The 23,271-nt window shown below is 38.4% G+C and carries 25 protein-coding genes, 1 pseudogene and 1 riboswitch; of the genes and pseudogenes, 3 read left to right on the top strand and 23 right to left on the bottom strand.

All coding sequences use genetic code 11. From position 1 onward, the window contains the following. Positions 1 to 7: 7 nt before the first annotated feature. The 7 genes from ACQQ2I_RS07090 to ACQQ2I_RS07060 form a co-directional block, all read right to left on the bottom strand. Positions 8 to 868, bottom strand: coding sequence for an ABC transporter permease (locus ACQQ2I_RS07090; RefSeq protein WP_431029853.1), 861 nt, complete (start codon positions 866 to 868; stop codon positions 8 to 10). Then, a complete protein-coding gene (locus ACQQ2I_RS07085) occupies positions 849 to 1,799 on the bottom strand; it encodes an ABC transporter ATP-binding protein (protein WP_431029852.1) in 951 nt (316 codons plus the stop codon). Before ACQQ2I_RS07085 ends, ACQQ2I_RS07090 begins: the two co-directional genes overlap by 20 nt. Then, positions 1,796 to 4,171 (bottom strand): hypothetical protein, encoded by a 2,376-nt coding sequence (locus ACQQ2I_RS07080; RefSeq protein ID WP_431029851.1) that lies wholly within the window; start codon positions 4,169 to 4,171, stop codon positions 1,796 to 1,798. The genes ACQQ2I_RS07085 and ACQQ2I_RS07080 overlap by 4 nt, the downstream gene beginning before the upstream one ends. A 172-nt stretch (positions 4,172 to 4,343) precedes the next feature. Beyond that, on the bottom strand, positions 4,344 to 4,901 hold the full coding sequence (efp, locus tag ACQQ2I_RS07075; RefSeq protein WP_431029850.1) for an elongation factor P: 558 nt from the start codon (positions 4,899 to 4,901) through the stop codon (positions 4,344 to 4,346). Between the two features lie 17 nt (positions 4,902 to 4,918). Beyond that, on the bottom strand, positions 4,919 to 5,977 hold the full coding sequence (locus tag ACQQ2I_RS07070) for a M24 family metallopeptidase (protein ID WP_431029849.1): 1,059 nt from the start codon (positions 5,975 to 5,977) through the stop codon (positions 4,919 to 4,921). A gap of 15 nt (positions 5,978 to 5,992) precedes the next feature. Next, entirely contained in the window at positions 5,993 to 6,424 is a 432-nt protein-coding gene (gene aroQ, locus ACQQ2I_RS07065) for a type II 3-dehydroquinate dehydratase (protein ID WP_431029848.1), read from the bottom strand. A 29-nt stretch (positions 6,425 to 6,453) separates the two neighbouring features. Beyond that, complete coding sequence (locus tag ACQQ2I_RS07060; protein ID WP_431029847.1) at positions 6,454 to 6,897, bottom strand: hypothetical protein; 444 nt, start codon at positions 6,895 to 6,897, stop codon at positions 6,454 to 6,456. A gap of 133 nt (positions 6,898 to 7,030) precedes the next feature. Here ACQQ2I_RS07060 and ACQQ2I_RS07055 point away from each other — a divergent pair, with 133 nt between their 5' ends. After that, entirely contained in the window at positions 7,031 to 7,969 is a 939-nt protein-coding gene (locus tag ACQQ2I_RS07055) for a DUF1385 domain-containing protein (RefSeq protein ID WP_431029846.1), read from the top strand. Between the two features lie 166 nt (positions 7,970 to 8,135). Then, a complete protein-coding gene (locus ACQQ2I_RS07050) occupies positions 8,136 to 8,903 on the top strand; it encodes a TSUP family transporter (RefSeq protein WP_431030467.1) in 768 nt (255 codons plus the stop codon). Positions 8,904 to 9,185: 282 nt separating this feature from the next. Here the strand turns inward: ACQQ2I_RS07050 and ACQQ2I_RS07045 are convergent, their stop codons facing one another. The 7 genes and pseudogenes from ACQQ2I_RS07045 to ACQQ2I_RS07015 all read right to left on the bottom strand — a co-directional run bounded on the left by ACQQ2I_RS07045 (position 9,186) and on the right by ACQQ2I_RS07015 (position 15,841). After that, the gene (locus ACQQ2I_RS07045) at positions 9,186 to 9,698 is read right to left on the bottom strand and encodes a hypothetical protein (RefSeq protein WP_431029845.1); all 513 of its coding nucleotides are present in this window, start codon (positions 9,696 to 9,698) and stop codon (positions 9,186 to 9,188) included. Then, positions 9,695 to 9,961, bottom strand: coding sequence for a hypothetical protein (locus tag ACQQ2I_RS07040; RefSeq protein WP_431029844.1), 267 nt, complete (start codon positions 9,959 to 9,961; stop codon positions 9,695 to 9,697). The genes ACQQ2I_RS07045 and ACQQ2I_RS07040 overlap by 4 nt, the downstream gene beginning before the upstream one ends. A 169-nt stretch (positions 9,962 to 10,130) precedes the next feature. Then, positions 10,131 to 11,147 carry an anti sigma factor C-terminal domain-containing protein gene (locus tag ACQQ2I_RS07035; protein ID WP_431029843.1) on the bottom strand — a complete coding sequence of 339 codons (1,017 nt, stop codon included), beginning with the start codon at positions 11,145 to 11,147 and terminating at the stop codon, positions 10,131 to 10,133. After that, entirely contained in the window at positions 11,134 to 11,640 is a 507-nt protein-coding gene (locus tag ACQQ2I_RS07030) for an RNA polymerase sigma factor (RefSeq protein ID WP_431029842.1), read from the bottom strand. The genes ACQQ2I_RS07035 and ACQQ2I_RS07030 overlap by 14 nt, the downstream gene beginning before the upstream one ends. A gap of 193 nt (positions 11,641 to 11,833) precedes the next feature. Next, a pseudogene (locus ACQQ2I_RS07025) lies at positions 11,834 to 12,454 on the bottom strand (response regulator SirA); the annotation flags it as partial. Between the two features lie 316 nt (positions 12,455 to 12,770). After that, positions 12,771 to 14,759, bottom strand: a complete 1,989-nt coding sequence (locus ACQQ2I_RS07020; RefSeq protein ID WP_431029841.1) for a vitamin B12-dependent ribonucleotide reductase — start codon at positions 14,757 to 14,759, stop codon at positions 12,771 to 12,773. 251 nt (positions 14,760 to 15,010) lie between these two features. Continuing rightward, complete coding sequence (locus tag ACQQ2I_RS07015) at positions 15,011 to 15,841, bottom strand: lipoate--protein ligase family protein (protein ID WP_431029840.1); 831 nt, start codon at positions 15,839 to 15,841, stop codon at positions 15,011 to 15,013. A 96-nt stretch (positions 15,842 to 15,937) separates the two neighbouring features. Between ACQQ2I_RS07015 and ACQQ2I_RS07010 the strand changes: the two genes are divergently transcribed. After that, complete coding sequence (locus ACQQ2I_RS07010) at positions 15,938 to 16,324, top strand: rhodanese-like domain-containing protein (protein ID WP_391371814.1); 387 nt, start codon at positions 15,938 to 15,940, stop codon at positions 16,322 to 16,324. Between the two features lie 320 nt (positions 16,325 to 16,644). Here the strand turns inward: ACQQ2I_RS07010 and gcvPB are convergent, their stop codons facing one another. From gcvPB to comGC, 9 genes are all read right to left on the bottom strand, one after another. Then, on the bottom strand, positions 16,645 to 18,108 hold the full coding sequence (gene gcvPB, locus ACQQ2I_RS07005) for an aminomethyl-transferring glycine dehydrogenase subunit GcvPB (protein WP_431029839.1): 1,464 nt from the start codon (positions 18,106 to 18,108) through the stop codon (positions 16,645 to 16,647). Continuing rightward, positions 18,105 to 19,448: an aminomethyl-transferring glycine dehydrogenase subunit GcvPA gene (gene gcvPA / locus ACQQ2I_RS07000; protein WP_431029838.1), complete on the bottom strand. Its 1,344-nt coding sequence runs from the start codon at positions 19,446 to 19,448 to the stop codon at positions 18,105 to 18,107. The genes gcvPB and gcvPA overlap by 4 nt, the downstream gene beginning before the upstream one ends. A gap of 18 nt (positions 19,449 to 19,466) precedes the next feature. Next, positions 19,467 to 20,552 carry a glycine cleavage system aminomethyltransferase GcvT gene (gene gcvT, locus ACQQ2I_RS06995; RefSeq protein WP_431029837.1) on the bottom strand — a complete coding sequence of 362 codons (1,086 nt, stop codon included), beginning with the start codon at positions 20,550 to 20,552 and terminating at the stop codon, positions 19,467 to 19,469. A gap of 284 nt (positions 20,553 to 20,836) precedes the next feature. Further along, positions 20,837 to 20,930: riboswitch (glycine riboswitch) on the bottom strand. A 128-nt stretch (positions 20,931 to 21,058) separates the two neighbouring features. Then, entirely contained in the window at positions 21,059 to 21,571 is a 513-nt protein-coding gene (locus ACQQ2I_RS06990) for a shikimate kinase (protein WP_431029836.1), read from the bottom strand. 29 nt (positions 21,572 to 21,600) lie between these two features. Then, a complete protein-coding gene (locus tag ACQQ2I_RS06985) occupies positions 21,601 to 21,792 on the bottom strand; it encodes a hypothetical protein (RefSeq protein WP_431029835.1) in 192 nt (63 codons plus the stop codon). Beyond that, positions 21,770 to 22,222, bottom strand: coding sequence for a hypothetical protein (locus ACQQ2I_RS06980; RefSeq protein WP_431029834.1), 453 nt, complete (start codon positions 22,220 to 22,222; stop codon positions 21,770 to 21,772). The genes ACQQ2I_RS06985 and ACQQ2I_RS06980 overlap by 23 nt, the downstream gene beginning before the upstream one ends. Then, on the bottom strand, positions 22,168 to 22,506 hold the full coding sequence (locus tag ACQQ2I_RS06975) for a type II secretion system protein (protein WP_431029833.1): 339 nt from the start codon (positions 22,504 to 22,506) through the stop codon (positions 22,168 to 22,170). The genes ACQQ2I_RS06980 and ACQQ2I_RS06975 overlap by 55 nt, the downstream gene beginning before the upstream one ends. Next, positions 22,499 to 22,930: a competence type IV pilus minor pilin ComGD gene (gene comGD / locus ACQQ2I_RS06970; protein WP_431029832.1), complete on the bottom strand. Its 432-nt coding sequence runs from the start codon at positions 22,928 to 22,930 to the stop codon at positions 22,499 to 22,501. The genes ACQQ2I_RS06975 and comGD overlap by 8 nt, the downstream gene beginning before the upstream one ends. Then, entirely contained in the window at positions 22,927 to 23,268 is a 342-nt protein-coding gene (gene comGC / locus ACQQ2I_RS06965) for a competence type IV pilus major pilin ComGC (protein ID WP_431029831.1), read from the bottom strand. Before comGC ends, comGD begins: the two co-directional genes overlap by 4 nt. Positions 23,269 to 23,271 lie beyond the last annotated feature (3 nt).

Genomic DNA, 23,271 nt, shown 5'->3' with positions numbered 1-23,271 from the left:
CTCCTCCTTACCCTCGTTTCATATTGACGCGAAGTTTTTTCACTGAAAGCACAAGCATTGTCACCGTTACACCTAGATAGAAAATCAAATACGGAATCCAAATAGGGAGTCGAACACCGACAGTTGAATAAAGACCTTCTTGCATATCACTCGATAAAATCGTTAACATGAGCGCGCCAGGATTAATACTCGCCCAAAAATACGTAATCGGTGAGAACGGTGTGTAAGTTTGACCCGGGCCCATTGTTGCCATCGACGATTGGTCGATGATAATACCGATAAAGAAGAAAAATGCTGTAAAGCCGCCTAAAAAAATCATCGCTCCATATGTGGCAATCATTGACGTAATCGTACGCTTAATGACCGTCGAGAAAAAGATACCGATACTTCCGATTGCCACCATTGTGACAAAATAAAAGAAGAAAATCGTTAATAGCTGTGTCGGTGAAACACCACCGAATAAAAAGACGATACTGTAAATCGGTAAACCCGCCATTAACAATAACCCTAAAAAGGCAATAGAAGATGTTAATTTCCCAAAAATAATTTGCCACGAGCTTTGTGTTGTCATGAGTAACATATTCAATGTCTGCTTTTCACGCTCTGTACTAATTGCACCAGCCGTTAAACCAGGCGTGATAAACATTACGAGCCCCATTTGTAACACAGAAATCATCATGAATAAGTAAAGACTTTCAGACGGTCTAAAATAACCCGTGCCTGAAAATTGTGTCACAATCATGAAAAAGCCAATGACTACGATACATAGCGCCAATAAATAAAACATGAGGCCCGTAATACTTTTAAAGAAACGAAAGCGCAATTTCAATTCCTTCATTAATACAGGATTATACAGTTTTTGCATCATTGTTTTGCGCCTCCTTCGTAATCGCCATAAAAATATCCTCTAAATCTTTTTCGACTTCATTTGCACTGTAAATGGAAATATCCGATAACAGCGCCTTTTTCAACATTTCCACCTGTTCTTCTTTTGAGCCTCGGTATAAAAACGTAATGATGCCTTCTTCCGCATTTGCTTCAATCGCACTAATATTCGGGTCCTCTTCGAAATGTCGAACTGCAAATGCTACATCGCCCATCACTTTAATGGTCATTTCTTTATCCCCTGTTAACTGCGCTTGAATCGCTGCTACATTTCCCTGCGCAATTAAACGGCCTTTATCAAGCACACCGAGCTCATCACACATCTCCGCCAGTTCAGGTAAAATATGCGACGAAATTAAAATCGTTTTGCCGAGCGTTTTTAAATGCTTTAAAATATCGCGCATTTCACTGCGAGCTCGTGGGTCTAACCCAGATGCCGGCTCATCTAATATCAATACTTTCGGGTCATGAATAAGCGTTCTCGCTAAACAAAGTCGCTGTTTCATCCCCCGGGACAATAAATCAACATACTCGTACCGTTTATCCGTTAAATTGACAAGTTCCAATAGCTCTGGAATTAGCTTTTCTCGCTCTTTTGCAGAAAGCCCATAGCTTGCACCATAAAAATCTAAATATTCTTCAGCCTTTAATTGGTCATAAACACCGAAAAAGTCTGGCATATAACCGAGCTGTCTCCGCACTTCGACTGGATTTTCCACGACATTGATCCCATTTACATGTGCCGTACCACTCGTCGGTGCTAAAAGTGTAGAAAGAATCGAAAACGTTGTTGATTTCCCTGCCCCGTTTGCTCCAACAAAGCCGAAAACAACGCCTTCTGGAATGACCAAATCTAAATGATCGAGTGCAGTAAACTGTCCATATTTCTTTGTTAGCCCTTTAATTTCAATCATTTTTTCACTACTCCCTTCAGTTCAAACGTAGGAAGCTGTACGGGCATTCCATCATCCATACCGACGCGTGATACCTTTAAGATAAGTTGACGTTCAGCATTCATATAATTTTCTACATTTTCTGTTAATGTCACTTTAGCACTATCCAGCGGTTCATAAGAATCTGTTTTATGATTATAAACTTCTGTATAAATCACGCTGTCTTTGTATTTAAGTTGCAATGAATCTAATGCAATGTTTGCCATATCGATATCCGCTATTAATTCATATATTACTCGGAACTCACCATCACTAATATACGCATTGTAAATATCATTATTTTCAATATATCCGTGCCCGGCCATATCGAGCGGTTCAATATTTGCTATAATATCATCCACTGTAAACGTCACATCCCCTTCTAGAATCACCTCAGGGGAAATGGATTGTACAAAATAGCTCATCGCTGTCGTTTCAGCATTTCCTGATAGCTGCACTGGCACTAGCGATACATCAGACCAGCCAACAATAACAGGTGTATTGTGATTAAACACCGATTCTATTGCAGATCCTTGCATACTGTTTAATTTTGTATTAAATAATTCTTCCTCTGAAGAAAAATTGTGTTGATAAGAGTAGTTATGAATCGGTGCTGACAATGTTTGGGATTTGATATCTTGCTTCACGTCAATCGTTTCATTCGCTTTAATATCACCAAGTTCATATTCTTTTACCCCACTTAATACTTTCACTTGCTTTAAGTCCACGGGTAAGTTATTCGTGACTGTACCAGATAAAATACCGTTCGATAATGTCAGTTTTACATCGAGCTTTCCTGCTTCGCTAATCGTTGTTTTCCCCACAATTGATTGAACAGACCAATAATCCATATTATTTAACGTTAATCGTTGTCCATTAGCTGTTTGTTGAATGTATGATTTTTTGTGTAGTTCACTAGATGTTAGATTACTGTGAGCACCATAAGCGACCGCTGTCGTTTGTGCATCGGTTTCAAATACAAAATCACCGCCTTTGTTAGATAAAAGGGCATTTGTATAAGAGCCGATTAACGTGCCATCTTCTTGGACTTCGTAAAGGGCCATTTGCTGTATTTGAGGGTTTAATAGTCGATCTTTTGCACCGAATACGAAGAACAATAGCGATGTTACAATCGCTGCAATTGGGACATACACCCACATTTTTTCACGCTTATCAAAACGCTTTAATATAAAGTAAAGAACAGGACCAATAACTATAATATAAATAATAATAATCGCAATAACCCAACCAGAAGTAAATTTAAATGATGGGAATAATTCATTTAAGTGCATCCAGTTCGCTCCATAGCCAGCAGCACTTTGATATCCGTTAAATTGATGATTGTAATTTGTTAACGCTAATATTTCCGCCAACATTTTACCATAACCTGCCATACCCGAAAGCGGTTCATCTCCTAAAGAAAATGTCGTTTGCATAATACGACCTTTACCAATCTGTGTTTCGGCCATCAACATTTTACCATTTACCAGGAGGTGATTCGCGGTATCATCCTTTAATGTAGCACTATTTACTTCTATATCTGCTGTAAACACACCGTTATTTGTGATGCTAGCCAATTCATCTGCTGTTATAGTTGCTGTCTTATTGCCTAAAACAAGCGGTAAGCTATCTTCAAATACGCCTGCTGCGCCCGCGCCAAAATCATTTGCGCCAACTAATACCGTACCACCTTGTTGCACCCAGCTATATAACGCTTGCTGTTGCTTATCGCTTAGGTCGCTTATCGCTATCTCATCAAATAAAATATAATCGACCATTTGAAGTGCACGTGGATCTTCAGCTAAATACGCATTACTCGGATTATTAATAAAGATGATTTCCGTATTCATAGCCGTAAACTGATTAAGCCTTTTCACGCCACCAAGGCGGTCCTCATTATTTGTCACAACAAATAGCAGTTGTGAATCATAGTCCAACATTCTCGGTGTCACATAATGATCACCGGAGTAGTCCACTTTCTTGCCTTTTTCAATGCCACCCTCATAGAAGTGGAAATAATCTTCCCTCGGCATTGTATACATTAAGTTATCCGAATAGCCATCTAAATAAATTTGGAATGTTTTACTTTCCCCGCTACCGATGTCTAATGGAAAAACGAGTGCAGACCCCAAACTATAGCTCACTTCTGCATCAATTACAAAGTCACCAGAAAAGCTATCTCCGTTATTTGTAATCGTGACTGTGAGCGGGGTTGCCCGCTCTTGTTTAATTTTATTGTTTATGCCAATTTCTGCTTGTACATCTAGCTGTGCACTAGCAAATGCTTCACTGTACGGAAAGCTTATGATGAAAAACATAAGCAAGCTAAACAATAGCGCAATTTTCTTATTCACAATCTCATCTCCTTTTCCCTCTCTATAATTAGTACGAATACAACCTCAAGAAGTTCCTAAAAAAACTGGTATTTCCAAAAAATAGAGGTAATAACATAGCGAAACTATAGGCATCCCTTAATTTCCCCAAAGAAAAAACACCCATTCGAAAAGAATGGGTGTGAGTGTTATATTAAGCACGTGAAACGTAAGAGCCTTCACTTGTGTTGATGATTAACTTGTCGCCTTCGTTTACGAAGAATGGTACGTTAACGATTAAGCCTGTTTCCATTTTTGCTGGTTTAGAACCACCTGAAGCTGTATCACCTTTAATACCTGGCTCCGTTTCAGCAACTGTTAATGTTACCGTGTTTGGTAACTCGATACCTAACATTTCACCTTGGTAAGATTGAATGTGTACTTCCATGTTTTCAAGTAAATATTTTAACTCTTCTTCAATTTGAGAAGCAGCTAAAGTTGTTTGATCGTAAGATTCCATATCCATGAATACATGCTCGTCACCTTGTGCATAAAGGTATTGCATTTTACGGTTTTCAATCATCGCTTTTTCTACTTTTTCACCAGCGCGGAATGTTTTTTCTTGTACGTTACCGTTACGTAAATTACGTAATTTAGAGCGTACAAACGCAGCACCTTTACCTGGTTTTACGTGTTGGAAATCTAACACGCGGTATAAGTTACCATCAACGATAATTGTTAAGCCTGTACGGAAATCATTTACTGAAATCATTTTTATTCCTCCAAATATTATAAAATAATTAATTCCTTCGTCGAATGCGTTAATCTTTCATTACCCGTTTCTGTGATTAAAATATCATCCTCGATACGAACGCCACCGATGCCAGGTAAGTAAACACCCGGTTCAATCGTTACCGTCATGCCCGGTTCTAATACCGTTTCAGAGCGGAACGAAAGTCCTGGTCCTTCGTGCACTTCTAAGCCAATACCGTGTCCTGTTGAATGACCGAATGCTTCGCCGTAACCTTTTGCTGTTAAATAATCACGCGCTACGGCATCCGCTTCAATCCCTGTCATGCCCGGACCTACTTTTTCAAGCGCTAAAACTTGCGATTCTAATACAACATTGTACATTTCCACAAGCTTTTCTGAAGGCTGGCCAACAGCAATTGTACGTGTAATGTCTGAAATATAACCATTATATAATGCACCGAAATCAAGCGTTACAAAATCACCTTTTTCGATTAACTTATCTGTCGCAACACCATGTGGTAATGCCGAACGCACTCCACTCGCTACAATGATGTCAAAAGATGAGCTTGTAGCACCTTGTTTACGCATGAAAAATTCAAGTTCATTCGACACCTCAAGCTCTGTTTTACCAGGCTTGATGAAATCTAAAATATGTGTAAATGCATGATCTGCAATTTCACATGCAACCTTAATAATATTAATCTCTTCAGTAGTCTTTATCAAGCGAATTTTTTCAATTAATCCTGAAATCGGCACTAAATCCACTTTTACGCTCTTCTTATATAATTCATACATGCCATAGGTCATAGCGTCTTTTTCAAAACCAAGCGTTTTAATGTTCATTTGTGCTACTTGGTTTGCGACTTCTTCAAAAATCGTTCCCTTATGTTGCACAACGCGAAAATCTTTTACTTGGGCAGTTGCTTGCGCTGTATAGCGAAAATCCGTAATAAACACCGCATCCTGTTGCGATACAATCGCTACACCTGCTGTACCTGTAAAACCAGTCATATAGCGACGATTAAATTCATTCGTAATGAGCAAAGCATCCATATTTTTATCAATTAATTGTTGTCTTAATTTGGCTAACTTCATGCTTATTATCCCCCCTTATGACATTTGTAAAAACTTACGCAGTGCAAGCTCATAGCCAAACGTACCTAAACCACAAATTTGACCAACACATTCTGCAGCAAGCTTCGATTCATGGCGGAATGATTCACGTGCATGGATATTAGAAATATGTACTTCAATGACTGGTACATTCACTGCTGCAATCGCATCGCGCAACGCTATACTCGTATGTGTGTAAGCACCCGGATTAAAAACAATCCCATCAATCCCTGTATCCTCTGCTTCATGAACCCAATCAATCAGTTCTCCTTCATGATTAGATTGACGAAAATCGATTGTAGCATTGAATTGTTGTGCTAATGCTATACAGCTATTTTTTACATCGTTTAGGGTTTCGGAGCCGTAAATTTCCGGCTCTCGTTTACCTAAACGATTTAAGTTTGGACCGTTTAATACGAAAAGCTTCATTCGTCATTCTCCCTTTTTTCATTGTCATACTATTCTACCATAGTAGACGTATTATACGGCAACTTATTTCGATTTTCTAAGCTTTTACGATGGAATGACGCGGTCTCTGTAAGAAAGACAAATGCTGTTAGTACAACGACAAAGAAAGGAATCGATAAACGTTTAAAAGATGCTCTCTCCATAGGTAAATCATAGATTAGCCACTCCGTTAAAAAGGCCATCAGTAGACCAATGATGATGGCCCATACAACCGGAGGAAGCAACTGCACAAATTGCAATATCATAAATAAAATGATACTTACAACAAACAAAATCACAAATAGCGCAATCCAACGTGTTAAACCGTCCGAAATGATGCTGTTTAAAAATTTTGTAGGCTTCCAATGAATCCATTTAAATAAGTCTAATATCCTCAGCATGATCGTCACGTAAAAAGCACTCATCAAACTTGTGGACACTGCAACTTTCATCATAAAAAAATCACCTCTTTCTGTGTTCAGCGTATCCGTTATTTCACATAACTATGCAGACAGGTAGTGATTTTCCGAAAAATTTAGTACAATGGAAAGGTAGAAATTTTGAGATTAGTAGAGAGTGGTGTCGATATTGAGTAAAGAAACACCTGTTTACGGCGGACAAGCACTTCTTGAAGGCGTGATGTTCGCTGGGCAAGATCATATGATAACAGCGATTCGACGAAACGATGACTCGATTGACTATTATCATTTAAAGAAAGAGAAAAAACCGATTTATCAAAAACTCAAAAAGGTGCCATTCGTTCGAGGTGTTGTGGCATTAATCGAATCTGCCGGATTTGGTTCACGCCATTTAGAGTTTGCTAGCTCCCGTTATGACGTCAACCCTGGTGAAGAGGATGACGGCGAAGAGGAAGAAATGAGCAAGCTACAAATGTGGCTTGGTGTCGCTGTTGTAGGTGTACTATCCTTCTTATTCGGTAAATTCATTTTTACACTCGTGCCCATGTTTATGGCCGAATTATTAAAACCATGGTTCCCAGGAAAAACTATTCAAATTTTACTGGAGACAGGTTTTAAGTTAATTTTATTACTTGCTTACTTGTACATTATTTCGATGGCGCCCATTATTAAACGTGTATTCCAATATCACGGGGCTGAGCATAAAGTAATCAATTGCTACGAAGCAGGCGTTCCCTTAACAGTAGAGAATGTCCAAAAGCAATCACGCCTTCATTATCGCTGTGGCTCAAGCTTTATTTTATTTACTGTAATCGTCGGTCTATTCGTCTATTTCTTAGTCCCAACAGATCCGCTTTGGGTTCGTCTTGTATCGCGCATTTTATTAATTCCAGTGGTCATTGGGATTTCGTTTGAAGTACTGCAAGCAACAAATAAAGTGCGTAATGTGCCTGTACTGCGCTATTTAGGCTATCCTGGCTTATGGCTACAATTATTAACGACAAAAGAGCCAAAAGACGACCAAGTAGAGGTCGCAATCGCTTCTTTCAAAAAATTACATGAAGTTGAAGCGAACCCAGAAATTGCAGCAACATTGCATCACGACTAATAAAAACAGGCTAACTGCAAATGAAGCGGTAGCCTGTTTTTGCGTTAGCCAAAGTAAAGAACACCCTATGCCTACACTTTAATACATGGTGCAAAACGAGCGCCATATAGTTATTTACATAAAATTGAAAGTAACATATCATATGTCTATGACGAAAAGAGGTTAAATCATGGAGATTGATATTTTTTCAATACTTGCGTTATTTTTCTTTGGCTTTACGGGGGCTTTTATTAATTCAATTGTTGGCGGTGGTGGCCTCATTACACTACCCGCATTATTATTTGTGGGGTTACCCCCTGCCACTGCCATCGCAACAAATAAACTTGCGGCATCAATGGGCAATTTTACAAGTATGATTACATTTTTACGTGCGGGAAAAATTGATGTCAAAATGCTTGGCCCTATTGTACCGTTTGTGTTTATCGGTTCTTTGTTAGGAGCATTTACTGTCCATCAAGTTTCTCCGGATATTTTGCAACCACTTGTACTTATATTATTGATCGCAGTGTTAGCGTACACCTTCGTAAAAAAAGATTTTGGCAAAGTTGAAACGAGCGGCAAAGCAACAGGCAAAAAGAAATGGCTTAGTTTAATATTGCTCGTTGGTTTAGGCTTCTATGATGGCTTTTTCGGTCCGGGGACAGGTTCATTTATGATTTTTATTTTGCTCTTTATGGGCTTTAATTTTATCGAGGCATCGGGCAGTTCAAAGCTGCTTAATTTTACGAGTAACTTAGCGGCATTACTCATGTTTTTAATACTCGGAGCAGTGAATTTTACGTATGGTCTCATTATGGGCTTTGCGATGATTTTAGGGGCGTATACCGGCTCTAAAATCGCGCTTAGTAAAGAGACAGGCTTTATCCGCGCATTATTTATTGTTGTCACGATTATTCTCATTTTAAAAAATGGCTATGATTATTTCTTTGCATGAAAAAATGGCTACCCGGTTGAACCTACTGTAGGTTTGGAATAAAGTTTGATTAAAAAGTGCTATTCAATCCTTATTTAACAGCAAATGCAAAAACTCCATTTTGAAAAAAGATGGATCAAAATGGAGTTTTTCGTTTTAACTAAGTATAAGACTTTCATTAAAAAATTTGATCGTTTTCCACCTTTGATATTCCATCAATAGCACCCGATTGTGAAATTAAGAAGCATTTATTTAGACATGACTTTTACAATAATCCACCTAAGAAGTGTGCCTTAAATAATCCTATTTAATCGTTAGTTCTTTAACATATATATTAAGTCGTTTCGCACAACTCATTATCCTTATTTTATTTGTTTGTATATCATTTAAATCAGAAAACCTTATTTGAAGTAGTACTTCTTCTTTAAACTCTTTTACATTCTCTATCTCTGCCCCAAAGTCTTGCATCAGTTTATTGATAAAAATTGTTTTTTTATCCTGCTTTCTTTTTCCAACATAGAATAAAATCTTGACCCTATATTTTTTAACTGAAAGTAGAAATTGATTTAATGCCCAAATATAATTGCCTTTTTCAGCATCATAATAACTAGGATCTCCAAAGTGTTTCACCTCACCGCAATATTGACAAATTGCGGCATAACGAACATGATGAACACCGATACCGGGTTGTTCAACATTCACTATAACTTCATAAGGGATAAACACATCATTTGAACAAAATCGGCAAATAACAAGCTTATTAAAAATAGTAATACGACTTTTTTGAGGCAATAAAGATTCATCCATCCCCGTCATTGTTTTATCACTTCCGTATATTCGATAATAGACACATGTTTTTCCAACGTGTGGTCAAACCGATTCTTTTCTTGAAACATCCGGATATCACCACATGACGTACAGCTAAATGATTGTAATGTTAGCTGCTCCTTCACTTCTTTATCAAATGGTGCCAAATCCATGTAAACTTCACGATGCTTAAACTGCTTATTTTGACAAAACGGACAAATAAGCTGCTTGTCACGAATTTTTATTTCATAGATTCCTCTTCTTCTAACCATTAGTTCCTGCTGTAAACAACCAGCGTCTTAATTGAGCTCGTTTATAAAAAGGCAGGAGCAAATTCATGTGCGAATTGCCCCTCTACTTTGTTGTGAACCTTTTTGTTATTATCGTTCTTCCCCTTTTGCTCCTAAGAAGAAACTATTAATATTGCTTCACTAGCTTATTTTAGTACTTGTCCGTAATTACCCCAATAGATGAAGCTTTAATAAATGGTAAGTCTTTTAATTGGGATAAGTTTTGTGCATTTCCTGTGACAACTGCACCATAATATTGTAAGTCTTCCTCGGTTAACTGACCATCTTCTCCACTTAGTGTCTCATATAAGCGTTTAAACTCACCTTGCCAACGCACTTTAAATTGTTGATTTGCTTCAATCGCGCCAATAAAGCGACGGACAGGCTCTTCTTTCATATCGCCATTTTCATTGAATAAAGAAAGTCCATAAACAGTATGCTCTGAACGAACTAAATTGTCTAATACAATCACTTCACCGTTTTCATCTACATAATTATATTGAAAATCATCTGCGTCTTCATTAACATCATCCACCCAAAGCCAAGTGAGTGTTACATTGTTTGAAATCATTGATTGCACCTCGTCAAATGTATAGCCTCGATCAAAAGATAGGGCGACTTCCATTACTTTGTCCTTCCCGATATCATCAAGCAATACTAAATCATTACGATATATTTTGTATTGTAAAAACGGGTAGAAAAACACCATTTCACGTTGACCTAATTCATTATATAGTTGTTTTTGTAAATCTTGTTCCGAAAAACTACGACCAATTAGGATTGGCGACTCAATGCCTATTCGATTTAAATTTTCATCACGGAAGAGTCCATATCCGTACCTTTCTTGTCCTGTATAAACGACTTTCCCTTCAATTATTTTATAAGTGGTATAACGATTTTCTCCCCCTAAAATCCCTTGATAACGTTCAAGCTTTCCAATAAATTCATTCGGTGCAGATATTTCATGAAACCCTGTAGCAGAAAACTGCACAGGCCTTTCTAATTTATAGTTAATATTTCGATTCATAATTGTACCTACAATTATGACGACAACTAGAACTATAATCGTAATCAAAACCGTTTTCCAATTGGCCCGTCGCTTCGCTTTTTTAATAGTTTTTTCCATTTTTTTAATATCAAAAATATCTTCTGTCTTATCGTTGCTCATACCCTTTGTCCTCCCAAATCTTTTTAAAACTTTTGCGCGCACGTTGTAAATATGTCTTCACGAGCGTTTCTTTTACGTCTAAAATCTCACTGATTTCTTTATACGACAGCTCCATGTAATACTTTAAAATGAGCAGTTGTTGAAACTTGGGCTGAAGTCCCTGCAATGCTTCTACCAATTCATTTGCCTGCTCTTTCATCAATAAATGGCTCTCTACATGTTCAAAAATTGTTTTTAAACGTTCCAAATCATCATGATTTAACGTGACAATAGATTTATTTTTGTTATAAAGAGAATAATAGCGATGAATCGCTACCTTAAACATCCACGCCCGCATTTTCTCTGGTTCAATTTGTTGAATACATTCCATTGTTTTTATAATCATTTCTTGCGTAATATCTTCGGCGTCTTCTTTCGTAGCCCCGATTTTGATCAAATATTTAAATACAACTTTTGCATGTTCAAGAAGTAGTTGCTCCCATCCATTATTCAAAACCTCACCAACTTTTAAATATCCATTTTTAGTTCGTAGTGATCACTCACCTATATAACAATTGTAAAAGAAAAAAGTATACAATTTTTTCAAATTTTTTCACAAAATAAAAAACACTCCTTTGAAATCATATCCAAAGGAGTGTTTTTCGTGACTTTATTTCAAAGTCACAACAACTAGCCATTTTTTTCTATTATAAACCACATTTTAGCTGTGCACCGCAGTTTGTACATGTGTTACAGCCGCCCATTTCTTCTACCGTACCTTGACGACAAACTGGGCAAGTGTTTCCTACTTCCGAACCGATTGTTACATCTGTTTGAGTTAACGGCTTAATTGTATCAACTAATACAACTGCACGTTTTACTACTTCTTCTTGTTGTTTTAACTCTTCAAACTCTAGTTGCTCATCTGTATGAGATTCCTCTGCTTTCAGCGTTAAAACTTGTGTATCACGACTTCCATCAACGTATACTGTGCCACCTTTTGCACCACCGCGATATAGACGTTCATACACTTGTTCTACTTGCTCCACTGTATAACCTTTTGGTGCATTTACTGTTTTCGAAATCGATGAGTCAATCCAGTTTTGAATAATACATTGTACATCTGCATGTGCTTCTGGTGTTAATTGCATAGAAGATATGAACCAATGCGGTAAATTATTTTCATCTACACCTGGATTTGCTGCTAAGTACTCTTGTACAATTTCCGCTTTTACCTCGATGAATTTCCCAAGGCGTCCTGAGCGGTAATATGTGAAACTGAAGTATGGTTCAAGCCCTGTAGCAACGCCTACCATTGTACCTGTGCTCACAATTGTTACTCTCTATATACTAGAGGACGGGATTATTAGTACCCGTTCCATATGTCGCCATATGGGTCAGACTATATCATCAACCATTTTTTCATTTGAATCATCCCCAACTTGTTTTATTTAATTATAAAACAAGAACTGATGTTCCAAGGTTGAAATGGTTGCTCGGCATGTAGTCGTTGAGGGGTCAGCCACGACTTCCCTGCGGATTGTCTGGTAGGTTAAAAACCAACACTTTTACATTTTTACCGTTTGATAGTTGGCAAAGCTAGGTAGTAAAAGATACGCCAGAGTTTCCCGCATATAGCCAAGTTTACGCTACATTTTCACAAATGTAGGGGGCAACAATTTTACCCGTAGGTGCAACAGTTAGTAAATGCGAGTTGCGGATACCATTCGCTAATACGCCTTGGCGAATATGATCCGGCATCTTCTCCATAAAGCCTGTATGAATAAATGCTTCACGTAAACGTTTTGTTTCTTCTTCTGTTTCGCCTTGTAAGAACGGGAAGCTGCCACGCTCTTGCCCAAGTTCGATGGATGCTTCATATGCTGCAACGGCAATCGTCTTGAAAATCTCATCGACAAGCTGATTCCCTTCTTCTGAACCGTATTCCTTTTCACAGTAAATAAGTAAGTCTGCTAGACCCATAACACCAAGTCCAACACGGCGCTCACCAAGTGCTTGCTTACGGTTTTCTTCTAAGAAGTACGGCGTTGCATCGATTACGTTATCTTGCATACGTACGCCTACCTTCACTGTTTGGCGTAATGCGTCGTAATCTACTGATTTTGAATCTTTCACTGCAAACTGAGCTAAGTTTACAGCTGCTAAGTTACATACTGAATATGGTGCAAGCGGTTGCTCACCACACGGATTTGTCGCTACAACTTGTTGACCATATGCTTTGGCATTTGTCATTTCATTTGCATTATCGATGAAGAAAATACCTGGCTCTGCCGCGTATGTTGCACAAATATTAATTAAGTTCCATAACTCACGAGCCTTAATTTTACGGTATACGCGAACGCCATAACCGCGTTTTTCCCACTCACGTACATCGCCAACTTTGTGCCATTCTTCATTATAAATGGCCATTTCTTGCGGTGTATAGTTCGCTACATCCGGGAAACGTAATTCAAAGTCTAAGTCATTTTCAACAGCATGCATAAATTCATTTGTTAATGTGACAGAAATATTGGCACCTGTTAGGAATTCTGAATTATGAACAGAGTATGTCCCACCATCACGTAACTTTGCTTCTGCCTCACGAATGATCGCATCGTTAAAGCCACCTAAACCTTGGATATTTTTATAATTCACAATCCCTTGATACATCGCTTCGTCTTGTGGCGATAAAGGCTTGAATTTTAATTTTTCTTTTGCTAGACGAATGATGGACTCGTCCGTCGTATTTTCCATTAAGTAACGAAGAATGCGTGGGTTTTGCATTTTTGAAATAATGAATTCTACGATATCTGGATGCCAATCTGCTAACATAATCATCTGGGCACCACGACGAGAGCCGCCTTGCTCAACAAGATGCGTCAGTTTGGCAATATCATCAAGCCAACTGACAGAACCACTTGATTTACCGTTAACACCGCGCGCTAATGTGTTGCGTGGACGAAGTGTTGAACCATTTGTCCCTACACCACCTCCGCGGCTCATAATTTCCATTACTTGCTTGCGGTGATCACTAATCCCTTCACGTGAGTCTGCCACAAATGGCATTACATAACAGTTAAAGAACGTGACATCCGTTTGCGAACCTGCTCCGTAAATAACACGCCCTGCAGGAATGAATTTTAAGCTTACGAGCTGTTCATAAAACTTTTCAAACCATTCTTGGCGCAGTTCTGCCGTTTTTTCAACAGCCGCTAAACCTGTCGCATTACGCTTTGCAATTTGTTCATAATAAATTTCAAGCGGCTTTTCAATAATATCCAATGAACGAGTAATGATTCCTGTTGATTGTTCTTTTTCGTCTTCTAGTACATGACGGAAATCTTCCTCGATTAAGATATCTGCTGTTTTTGTTTCAGTATTAATGGATTGAACGATTCCAAGTCCACGTGCCGGAAATTTTGGGTCTTCTTTGACAGTTAACACAACAAAATCGCCTGACTTTAACGTTTTCTTTTCCGTATCCTTAAAAGAATAACGGTCAATCATCACAAGACGCGATACACCTTTATGCGTAATATGCATGTCCGGTGTAATCGGATGCACTTGCGGGAATTGCTCAATATCTTTGTTGAGCTGATCTACTTGGATGGTTTGCTCTAACACACTTTCCATCAACGAGCCCCCTCTTTAGTTGTTTTAAATCTTTTCCATAATCATACCTATCCATAACAAAAAATACAAACCAAACACAAGATATTGTGTTTGATTTGAATGTTCACTTCTATATATATGGTTGTATTTTATGCACTTAGAAAAGATTACTACAGAATTATTTTTCAAACAAGGGCTTGATTTTTTTTATTTTATGTTAAACCCGCTTATATCAACGTTTTGTACAAGGAAATTTTTTTCAAACAAACGTTCTACTTTCTAAAGTTCCATTCATCGTTTGCATATTTTTCCTTTTCCAACTGTTCTACGTATGCTAATTGCTCAGGTGTTAATTCATAAGGGATTAGCTCGATTTCTAATGCGTCTTGAAAACCTTGCTTAAAGGCTACTATACACTGTTCTACTGTAAATGGCTTGTCTACTAACCCATTGATCGCCACTGCCTTCTCAGGAAGCTTTACACGCATTTTTTCACGTATTGCTTCGCTTGAAAATTTAAACACAGATAATAACTTCTCTTCATCTAAATCGAGCAAAATCGCGCCATGCTGTAAAATAACACCTTTTTGACGGGTTTGTGCACTTCCCGCTACTTTTTTCCCTTCTACGACAAGTTCATACCAACTTGGTGCGTCGAAACAAACCGCACTTTTCGGGTTTTTTAAATCTTGTTGCTTTTCTTTTGTATCTGGCACACTAAAATACGCATCTAAACCGAGATTTTTAAATCCTCCCAATATCCCTTCACTTAATACGCGATACGCTTCTGTGACCGTTTTCGGCATATTCGGATAATCTTCTTCGACAATAATCGAGTATGTCAACTCATGTTCATGTAGTACTGCACGTCCCCCAGTTGGTCTTCTGACAAAACCTAGCCCTTGACGATGTACTTCATCCATCTCAATATCTTTATGTACACGTTGGAAATACCCAATCGACAATGTTGCCGGATTCCATTCATAAAAGCGAATAACCGGTGGAATCAACTTCTCACTGTGCCAATTTAATAACGCTTCATCTAGCGCCATATTAAATGATGGACGACAAGGTCCCGAATTAATAAAATACCATTGTTTCATAACAATGCCTCCATGAAAGTATTTAGTAAACTTACTCGACGTATGCCCCGTTCTCTTTTATAATATATCTGATAGATAGAAAGGAGAAATTTTAACGTGCAACAAGTATTTATTACAATCGCCATTATCCTAGGTGTGATCATTGCTTACGTACTGATTAATTCATTCCGTTTGAAAAAGGCCGTAACAAATTTAACACAAGAACAGTTTATACAAGGCTATCGTAAAGCACAACTGATTGACCTGCGTGATCCAAAAGAATTTGAAGCAGGGCATATCCTAGGTGCGCGTAACATTCCGATGACGCAACTAAACCAACGTCATAAAGAAATTCGATCAGACTTACCAGTATATTTATACTGCCAAAATACAGGTCGAAGTGCACGTGCTGCTTTAATGCTAAAGAAAAAAGGCTGTAATCAAATTTACCAATTACAAGGTGGTTTCAAAACTTGGACTGGTAAAGTCAAATCTAAAGCATAATCCTAAGCTCCCAATTTTGGGGGCTTTCTTATTTTATAGGAACAAGCAATTTTAACATGTAAACAAGTACATTGGTACAAAAAATACGAAAAGTAATTATGTAATTTTAGTTTAAAACTTTTTTATATTTGAGTTTCTTCCTATTATATAGATAAGGCGTAAGAGGTCGAACAACCTACATAAAAATCGGTAATAAAAAATACAACTCGCACTATGAGGGTGCAAGTTGATGTCTTTTCTTATGTAGATATCCATAATACTTATATCCTATCCAACAATAAAGAGAAACCGCACAGAGTAATCTGTGCGGTTTATTGGCATTATTGCTTTGTATAACGAAGTACTGGTGTACGTGCTGCACGCGTCTCATCAAGACGTGATACAACTGTCGTATGTGGTGCTTCTTGAACGATTTCTGGATTCTCTTCTGCCTCACGTGCAATTTGAATCATCGCATCACAAAATGCATCTAGCGTTTCCTTTGATTCCGTTTCAGTTGGCTCAATCATAATGCCTTCCTCTACATTTAACGGGAAGTACACTGTTGGTGGATGATAGCCAAAATCAAGCAGACGTTTTGCAATATCTAATGTGCGCACACCAAGCTTTTTCTGACGACGACCTGATAACACAAACTCGTGTTTACAGTGACGATTATATGGTAAATCATAATATGCTTCTAAACGACGCATCATATAGTTTGCATTTAATACCGCATATTCTGTTACTTTCTTTAAGCCATCTGGACCCATTGTACGAATATACGTGTATGCACGCACGTTAATTCCAAAGTTACCGTAGTAAGGCTTCACGCGACCGATTGATTGCGGACGATTGTAATCGAAGTGGAATTTCCCTTCTTCTGTTTTCACAAGTACCGGTTTTGGTAAGAACGGAATTAAATCGGCTTTCACCCCTACTGGACCAGAACCTGGGCCACCACCACCGTGTGGACCTGTGAATGTTTTGTGTAAATTTAAGTGTACACAGTCAAAGCCCATATCGCCAGGACGTGCTTTCGACATTACCGCGTTTAAGTTCGCGCCATCATAATACACTTTACCGCCAACTTCATGAATAATATTAGCCATTTCTAAAATATTTTCTTCAAATAAGCCCAGTGTATTAGGATTTGTTAACATAAGTGCTGCTGTATCAGGACCTACAACACGACGTAAATCCTCTAAGTCCACTAAGCCATCTTCATTCGACTGAACTGTAATGGTTTCAAAGCCTGCTACTGTAGCAGATGCTGGGTTTGTGCCGTGCGCTGAGTCTGGTACGATAACCTTATTACGATGACCTTCACCATTTGCTTCGTGGAATGCACGAATCATCATAAGCGCTGTCCATTCACCATGTGCACCAGCTGCCGGTTGCAACGTTACTTCATCCATCCCTGTAATTTCAACAAGCGATGTTTGTAAATCGTATAAAAGCTCCATTGCACCTTGTGCTGTTTCTTCATCTTGTAATGGATGCACATTCGCAAAACCTGAGAAACGTGCTACAGTTTCATTAATTTTTGGATTATATTTCATCGTACAAGAGCCAAGTGGATAGAAACCTGAATCCACCCCGTGGTTACGACGAGAAAGCGCTGTATAATGGCGCATAATATCTAGCTCTGCTACTTCTGGTAATTCTGCTGCTTCTTCACGAACATAGCCCGCTGGTAATAATTCAGCAAGATCAACATCAGGTACATCTAAAGGCTCTAGTGCATAGCCTACGCGACCTTCTTTCGTTAATTCAAAAATTAATGGTTGGTTTTCGTGACTCATTGTAATGCCCCCATTTCCGCTACTAACGCATCAATTTCTTCTTTTGTGCGTAGTTCAGTTACAGCGATTAATGCATGATGCTTAAGCTCTGGATATACGCGACCTAAATCAAAGCCACCGATAATACCTTTGTCGATTAAGCCTTTGTTGATTTCTGTCACACATTTATTTGTTTTAACAACGATTTCGTTAAAGTGTGCCCCTTGGAATGGTACAGTAAAGCCCGCTGCTTCAAACGCATTTTTCGCATAACGTGTTTTCACAATATTCTGCTTCGCCATTTCTTGTACGCCTTGCTTCCCAAGTGCTGTCATGGCTACAGATGCAGCAAGCGCAAGTAACGCTTGGTTTGAACAAATATTAGACGTCGCTTTGTCACGACGGATATGTTGCTCACGTGCTTGTAATGTAAGTACGTAGCCGCGACGTCCTTCTTGATCGACTGTTTCACCTACAAGACGCCCTGGCACTTTACGCATTAATTTTGTTGTGACGGCAAAGAAACCACAGTGTGGGCCGCCGAACGCTTCGGCAATACCGAATACTTGTGCATCTCCTGTTACAATATCTGCACCTAGTTTTCCTGGAGGTGTAAGTACGCCAAGAGATAATGGGTTTGCTGACACAACCATTAACGCTTTTTGTTCGTGCGTAATGTTACCAATTTTTTGAATATCTTCGATTTGACCGAAGAAGTTAGGATATTGCACAATGACAGCAGCCGTTTGTTCATCTACTAACCCTTTTAATGCTTCCATATCCGTTACACCGTCTTTTGTCGGCACAGTAACTACTTCTATTGATTGACCGTCTGCATATGTTGTCACAACATCTTTATATTCTGGATGAACAGCACCAGAGACAAGAATTTTTTTACGTTTTGTATGGCCAGCAGCAAGCATACCCGCTTCCGCTAAAGCTGTACCGCCATCATACATAGAAGAGTTCGCAAGGTCCATACCTGTAAGCTCTGCAATCATTGTTTGGAACTCGAAAATAGCTTGTAGCTCCCCTTGTGAAATTTCTGGTTGATATGGTGTATACGCTGTATAAAACTCTGAACGAGAAATGACATGGTCTACGATAACTGGTTTATAGTGGTTGTAAACACCTGCACCTAAGAAGGATACGTTACTTGCCGTATCTGCATTTTTAGCCGCAAGCTGCGATAACTCTTTCATTAAAGCGGCTTCAGATTTTGCCTCTTTAATATTATAAAGCCCTTGGAAGCGCACTTTTTCTGGAATATCAGAAAATAGCTCATCGATCGAAGAAACGCCAATCGTTTCTAACATTTCTTTTTGATCTTGTTCCGTCATTGGTAAATAACGATGTTTCATGTTTGACCCTCTTTTCAATTATTTTGTTCGTTTATAAAACGGTGTTTCAACCACAACTGCTGGAACTAATTTGCCGCGAATTTCGATTTCTAATGCTGTGCCGATTTCAGTGAATTTTGTGTCTATTAATGCTAGACCGATATTACGTTTGGTCATCGGTGATTGTGTTCCTGTTGTCACTTCACCAATTTCCGTTCCGTCTTTCAATACCTTATAGCCATGACGTGGAATCCCCTTACCAACCATTTCAATTCCGACTACTTTACGAGATAAACCTTCTTCTTTTTGTTTTGCAAGCGCATCTCGTCCAATGAAATCCGTATTTAGCTTCACTGCAAAGCCAATCCCTGCTTCAAGTGGCGAAATATCCTTTGACAATTCCTGTCCGTAAAGCGGTAAACACGTCTCAAAACGCAGTGTATCACGCGCCCCTAGTCCTGCTGGTACAACGCGCTCATCTGCTAAAATTTTATCCCACAAAGCAATAATAGCTTCAGGCGTACCGTATAGTTCAAAGCCATCTTCTCCTGTATAGCCACTACGTGATACAAGCACTGGGTGACCTGTAATTTCAACATTTTCTTTAAACTTAAAATATTTGATATCGCTTAAGTTTTCTGACGTTAATTGTTGTAATACTTCCTCTGCTAAAGGACCTTGTAACGCAATTTGTGCATAGCTATTAGATTGATTTGTAATGGTAACATCGCCAAATTGTTGCGCTACCATCCAGTCATAATCCTTTTCGATGTTTGCTGCATTGACACATAACAGATAACGATTTTCATCTAAACGATATGTTAATAAATCATCGACAACGCCACCAGATTCATAACACATTGCACTATACTGCGCTCCACCAATTTGAATTTTTGAAATATCGTTTGATAATAGTTTTTGTAAAAAGGCTTGTGCATCTGGTCCTTCTACAAAAATCTCTCCCATATGCGATACATCAAACAACCCAGCGCGGTTACGTACCGCATCATGCTCCTCTTTAATTGAAGAAAACTGTACAGGTAATTCCCAGCCGCCAAAATCAATTGTTTTTCCACCGTATTTACTGTAAGCATCAAATAACGGTGTACGCTTTAAGTTACTCATAAAATCCCTCCTGAAATCCTGTATTTTTTCAAATTCATTCAACACATAGTACGAATGCTTAATATTAGAAAGACATCTTTGGAACAAAGCAAGTGGAAATGATATCTTTTCTTATGTGGATTTCCTTGAAATTTATACTTTCTTACCCACTAAAAAAGGACAGACGAATCCCGTTAATCGGAATCCTCTGTCCTTGCACCTGAAAGTATCACCTATTATTGGCTCACACCACATACATAGGCTTTCCCCTTTGGTGGCCGGCTTTCCGGCGCTCTCCAGAGATGCGTCCTGTACGAGTCTTTTTGCCTGAGAGATTCATAGCCCTTGCTACTTGCTCCTTCGGCGACGCCACTTCACGTTCTCTCCCCGTACACTCATCCGCCTACTATTCAACATTCGCGTTTATCTAGACGTTCTTAGCCATATCCTAACATTTAAACTTATAAAAAGGCAATCTTTTTTTAAAAAACACCTAAAGACGAACAATATTTTTTTCTACAAAAACATTATTCGCCTTTCAAACGATTCACTTGAAACCCGATATATTCAACAACTTGTCGAATTGACCGGTCTTCTGTTAATACTGGAATGTGCCCCACTTCTCTGTAATATTTTCTCCTATTTTGATACAGTTCATGTAATTCTTCTTTTGAAGAACGTTGCACAATCGGGCGATTTTGATCGTTACGAATTCGAACATAAATATTTTCAAAGGTAGCATCTAGAAAAAAAACTAGTCCCGTTCTTCGCATGATCCGGCGATTTTCTTCCTTCATCGCTACTCCTCCACCCGTTGCGATAATACATGCCTCGTTACGAAAAGTTTGTAGAAATTCCGTTTCAATCTCGCGAAATCGTTCCTCTCCGTATTTTTCAAAAATTTCAGGAATCGTCATCCCTTGCTGTCGAACGATTTCATGATCCATATCGTAGTAGGGCATTTTTAAAAAGTAGCTTAATCGTCGTCCAATAGCACTTTTTCCACATCCCATAAAACCTACTAAATAAATTTTCCGCATGCCAATCACCTTCTTTATCACTTCAAAAATTATAACTCATGGATTAATACATTTAGTATATCAATCGTAGCACGAACATTCGACAATTCCAATGTGTTATAAATTTTTATTTCCATTTGAAATGTGACTGCATACGTAACACAAGCACCTGTCAGCAAAAATAATAAAACAATTGTAATCGGAAAAAGTGCGCCATATTCATTCCGTAGATTGTACCACAATAAATATCCGCTCCTTTTTCACACCTGATTCTAACTGTACCTTTAACACTAGCTTATTGTGATCTAAAAAGAATATGGCCTTTTTTACACCTGTTAACAGTGTTTCATTCCCACTCTTTTGACGTTTCCATAAAGCATTATTTAAAAAACGAATATCATATGTTTCATGAGGTGTTGTCACGTTCACGATTAAGCCATCTGTTGATACAGTCACTACGCTATCATAGGTCAAATAGCGACTAATATCCGTAACACATATTTCCCAATCTGCCTCTACTCTTTTTTGTTGCATTCCGGATAATTCGTTAAATTCCATCACTAAAAAATAAATGAGATGTGCAAATACAACAAAGAGTAGTAAATGTAACAATGCTTCTATAAATGTAAAACCATATTCCCTTCTTCGATTATTTCGTCTGATTTGATACACATTAACTGTGGCCCCTTCCAATTGGAATATTCAACACAAATCTCACCATGTTCATAACGCCAATTATAGTCCAGATCCTCAATTGTTATCGTACCTTGTGTCACCCCTGTTGTTGCCACTTGTTTTACGCCGTTATAAGCTGCTTCGCTCGCATAATACGCTATTTTTTGTTCGAACAATTGACCTTTTAGCTGATTAGCAAAAGGTAACAAGGTCATGGCGAGGAGCGATAATATCGCTATACTTAAAATCGTCTCTATTAATGTCATACCTTGTTCATTCAATTAAGCGCAACCTACCTTTCGACAAATTTATGCTATACGTCGTGCTTTTTTGAGGTGTTTTAAATTCTACTTTTCCTAATTCATGTACATGCCCTTTCACGTTAAATTTAATCTGCCGATTATTTGTATGAATGTGAATCGTCATGCCTTCAGGTGTCACCCAGTTAAGTCGATAATCTTGGTGCGACATATTTGACCCTACTTCTTTATGATTCATAGCATAAATGCTTACCTCCTTCTTTTGTTGTTGCGCTGTTAACTGGGCAAGGTGCAATGTTAATCTAAATCTTTCAATTGCTTGTTCGTATTGATTTATTTTTAGGTGGTGATAGGAAAAGGAAATAACTACTGTTGTTAGTAAACTGAAAATCATCAGAACGATCAGCGTTTCAATTAATGTAAAACCGTATTGTTGGCGAATCACGGTGTTTCCCCCTCTGCTGGGGAAGCGGTATGATCTCCCCCTTCTACTATCACCTTCCCGTCTGTCTCTATTAGTATTTTTTCACCACTTGGACATTTTGCTTCCTCAGTTGAAATATATCCTTCATCGATTAGCTGAGACACCGTTGGGTATGTCATCGTATCAATTTTATATGCCTCTACTTGTCCTTGAACCATGCTGACATACGCACTACACCCTTTTTCGTCAATTGTCGCAAAATGCTTCGTAACATTTGGTATTGTGACTAAAATAAGGACCGAAATAATGAGTAATACAATTAACATCTCGATTAAAGTAAACCCTTTATTATTTAACATCTT

It is taken from the genome of Lysinibacillus sp. LZ02 (genome assembly GCF_050613145.1).
Lineage (GTDB): Bacteria > Bacillota > Bacilli > Bacillales_A > Planococcaceae > Lysinibacillus_B.
This window is presented reverse-complemented; position numbering and strand designations above follow the sequence as displayed.

What these genes read in the sequence shown, in the direction of transcription:
- ACQQ2I_RS07090 (WP_431029853.1), bottom strand. Translation starts at nt 868, where the DNA reads ATGATGCAAAAACTGTATAATCCTGTATTAATGAAGGAATTGAAATTG.
- ACQQ2I_RS07085 (WP_431029852.1), bottom strand. Translation starts at nt 1,799, where the DNA reads ATGATTGAAATTAAAGGGCTAACAAAGAAATATGGACAGTTTACTGCA.
- efp (WP_431029850.1), bottom strand. Translation starts at nt 4,901, where the DNA reads ATGATTTCAGTAAATGATTTCCGTACAGGCTTAACAATTATCGTTGAT.
- ACQQ2I_RS07070 (WP_431029849.1), bottom strand. Translation starts at nt 5,977, where the DNA reads ATGAAGTTAGCCAAATTAAGACAACAATTAATTGATAAAAATATGGAT.
- aroQ (WP_431029848.1), bottom strand. Translation starts at nt 6,424, where the DNA reads ATGAAGCTTTTCGTATTAAACGGTCCAAACTTAAATCGTTTAGGTAAA.
- ACQQ2I_RS07060 (WP_431029847.1), bottom strand. Translation starts at nt 6,897, where the DNA reads ATGATGAAAGTTGCAGTGTCCACAAGTTTGATGAGTGCTTTTTACGTG.
- ACQQ2I_RS07045 (WP_431029845.1), bottom strand. Translation starts at nt 9,698, where the DNA reads ATGACGGGGATGGATGAATCTTTATTGCCTCAAAAAAGTCGTATTACT.
- ACQQ2I_RS07040 (WP_431029844.1), bottom strand. Translation starts at nt 9,961, where the DNA reads ATGGTTAGAAGAAGAGGAATCTATGAAATAAAAATTCGTGACAAGCAG.
- ACQQ2I_RS07035 (WP_431029843.1), bottom strand. Translation starts at nt 11,147, where the DNA reads ATGAGCAACGATAAGACAGAAGATATTTTTGATATTAAAAAAATGGAA.
- ACQQ2I_RS07020 (WP_431029841.1), bottom strand. Translation starts at nt 14,759, where the DNA reads ATGGAAAGTGTGTTAGAGCAAACCATCCAAGTAGATCAGCTCAACAAA.
- ACQQ2I_RS07015 (WP_431029840.1), bottom strand. Translation starts at nt 15,841, where the DNA reads ATGAAACAATGGTATTTTATTAATTCGGGACCTTGTCGTCCATCATTT.
- gcvPB (WP_431029839.1), bottom strand. Translation starts at nt 18,108, where the DNA reads ATGAGTCACGAAAACCAACCATTAATTTTTGAATTAACGAAAGAAGGT.
- gcvPA (WP_431029838.1), bottom strand. Translation starts at nt 19,448, where the DNA reads ATGAAACATCGTTATTTACCAATGACGGAACAAGATCAAAAAGAAATG.
- gcvT (WP_431029837.1), bottom strand. Translation starts at nt 20,552, where the DNA reads ATGAGTAACTTAAAGCGTACACCGTTATTTGATGCTTACAGTAAATAC.
- ACQQ2I_RS06990 (WP_431029836.1), bottom strand. Translation starts at nt 21,571, where the DNA reads ATGCGGAAAATTTATTTAGTAGGTTTTATGGGATGTGGAAAAAGTGCT.
- comGC (WP_431029831.1), bottom strand. Translation starts at nt 23,268, where the DNA reads ATGTTAAATAATAAAGGGTTTACTTTAATCGAGATGTTAATTGTATTA.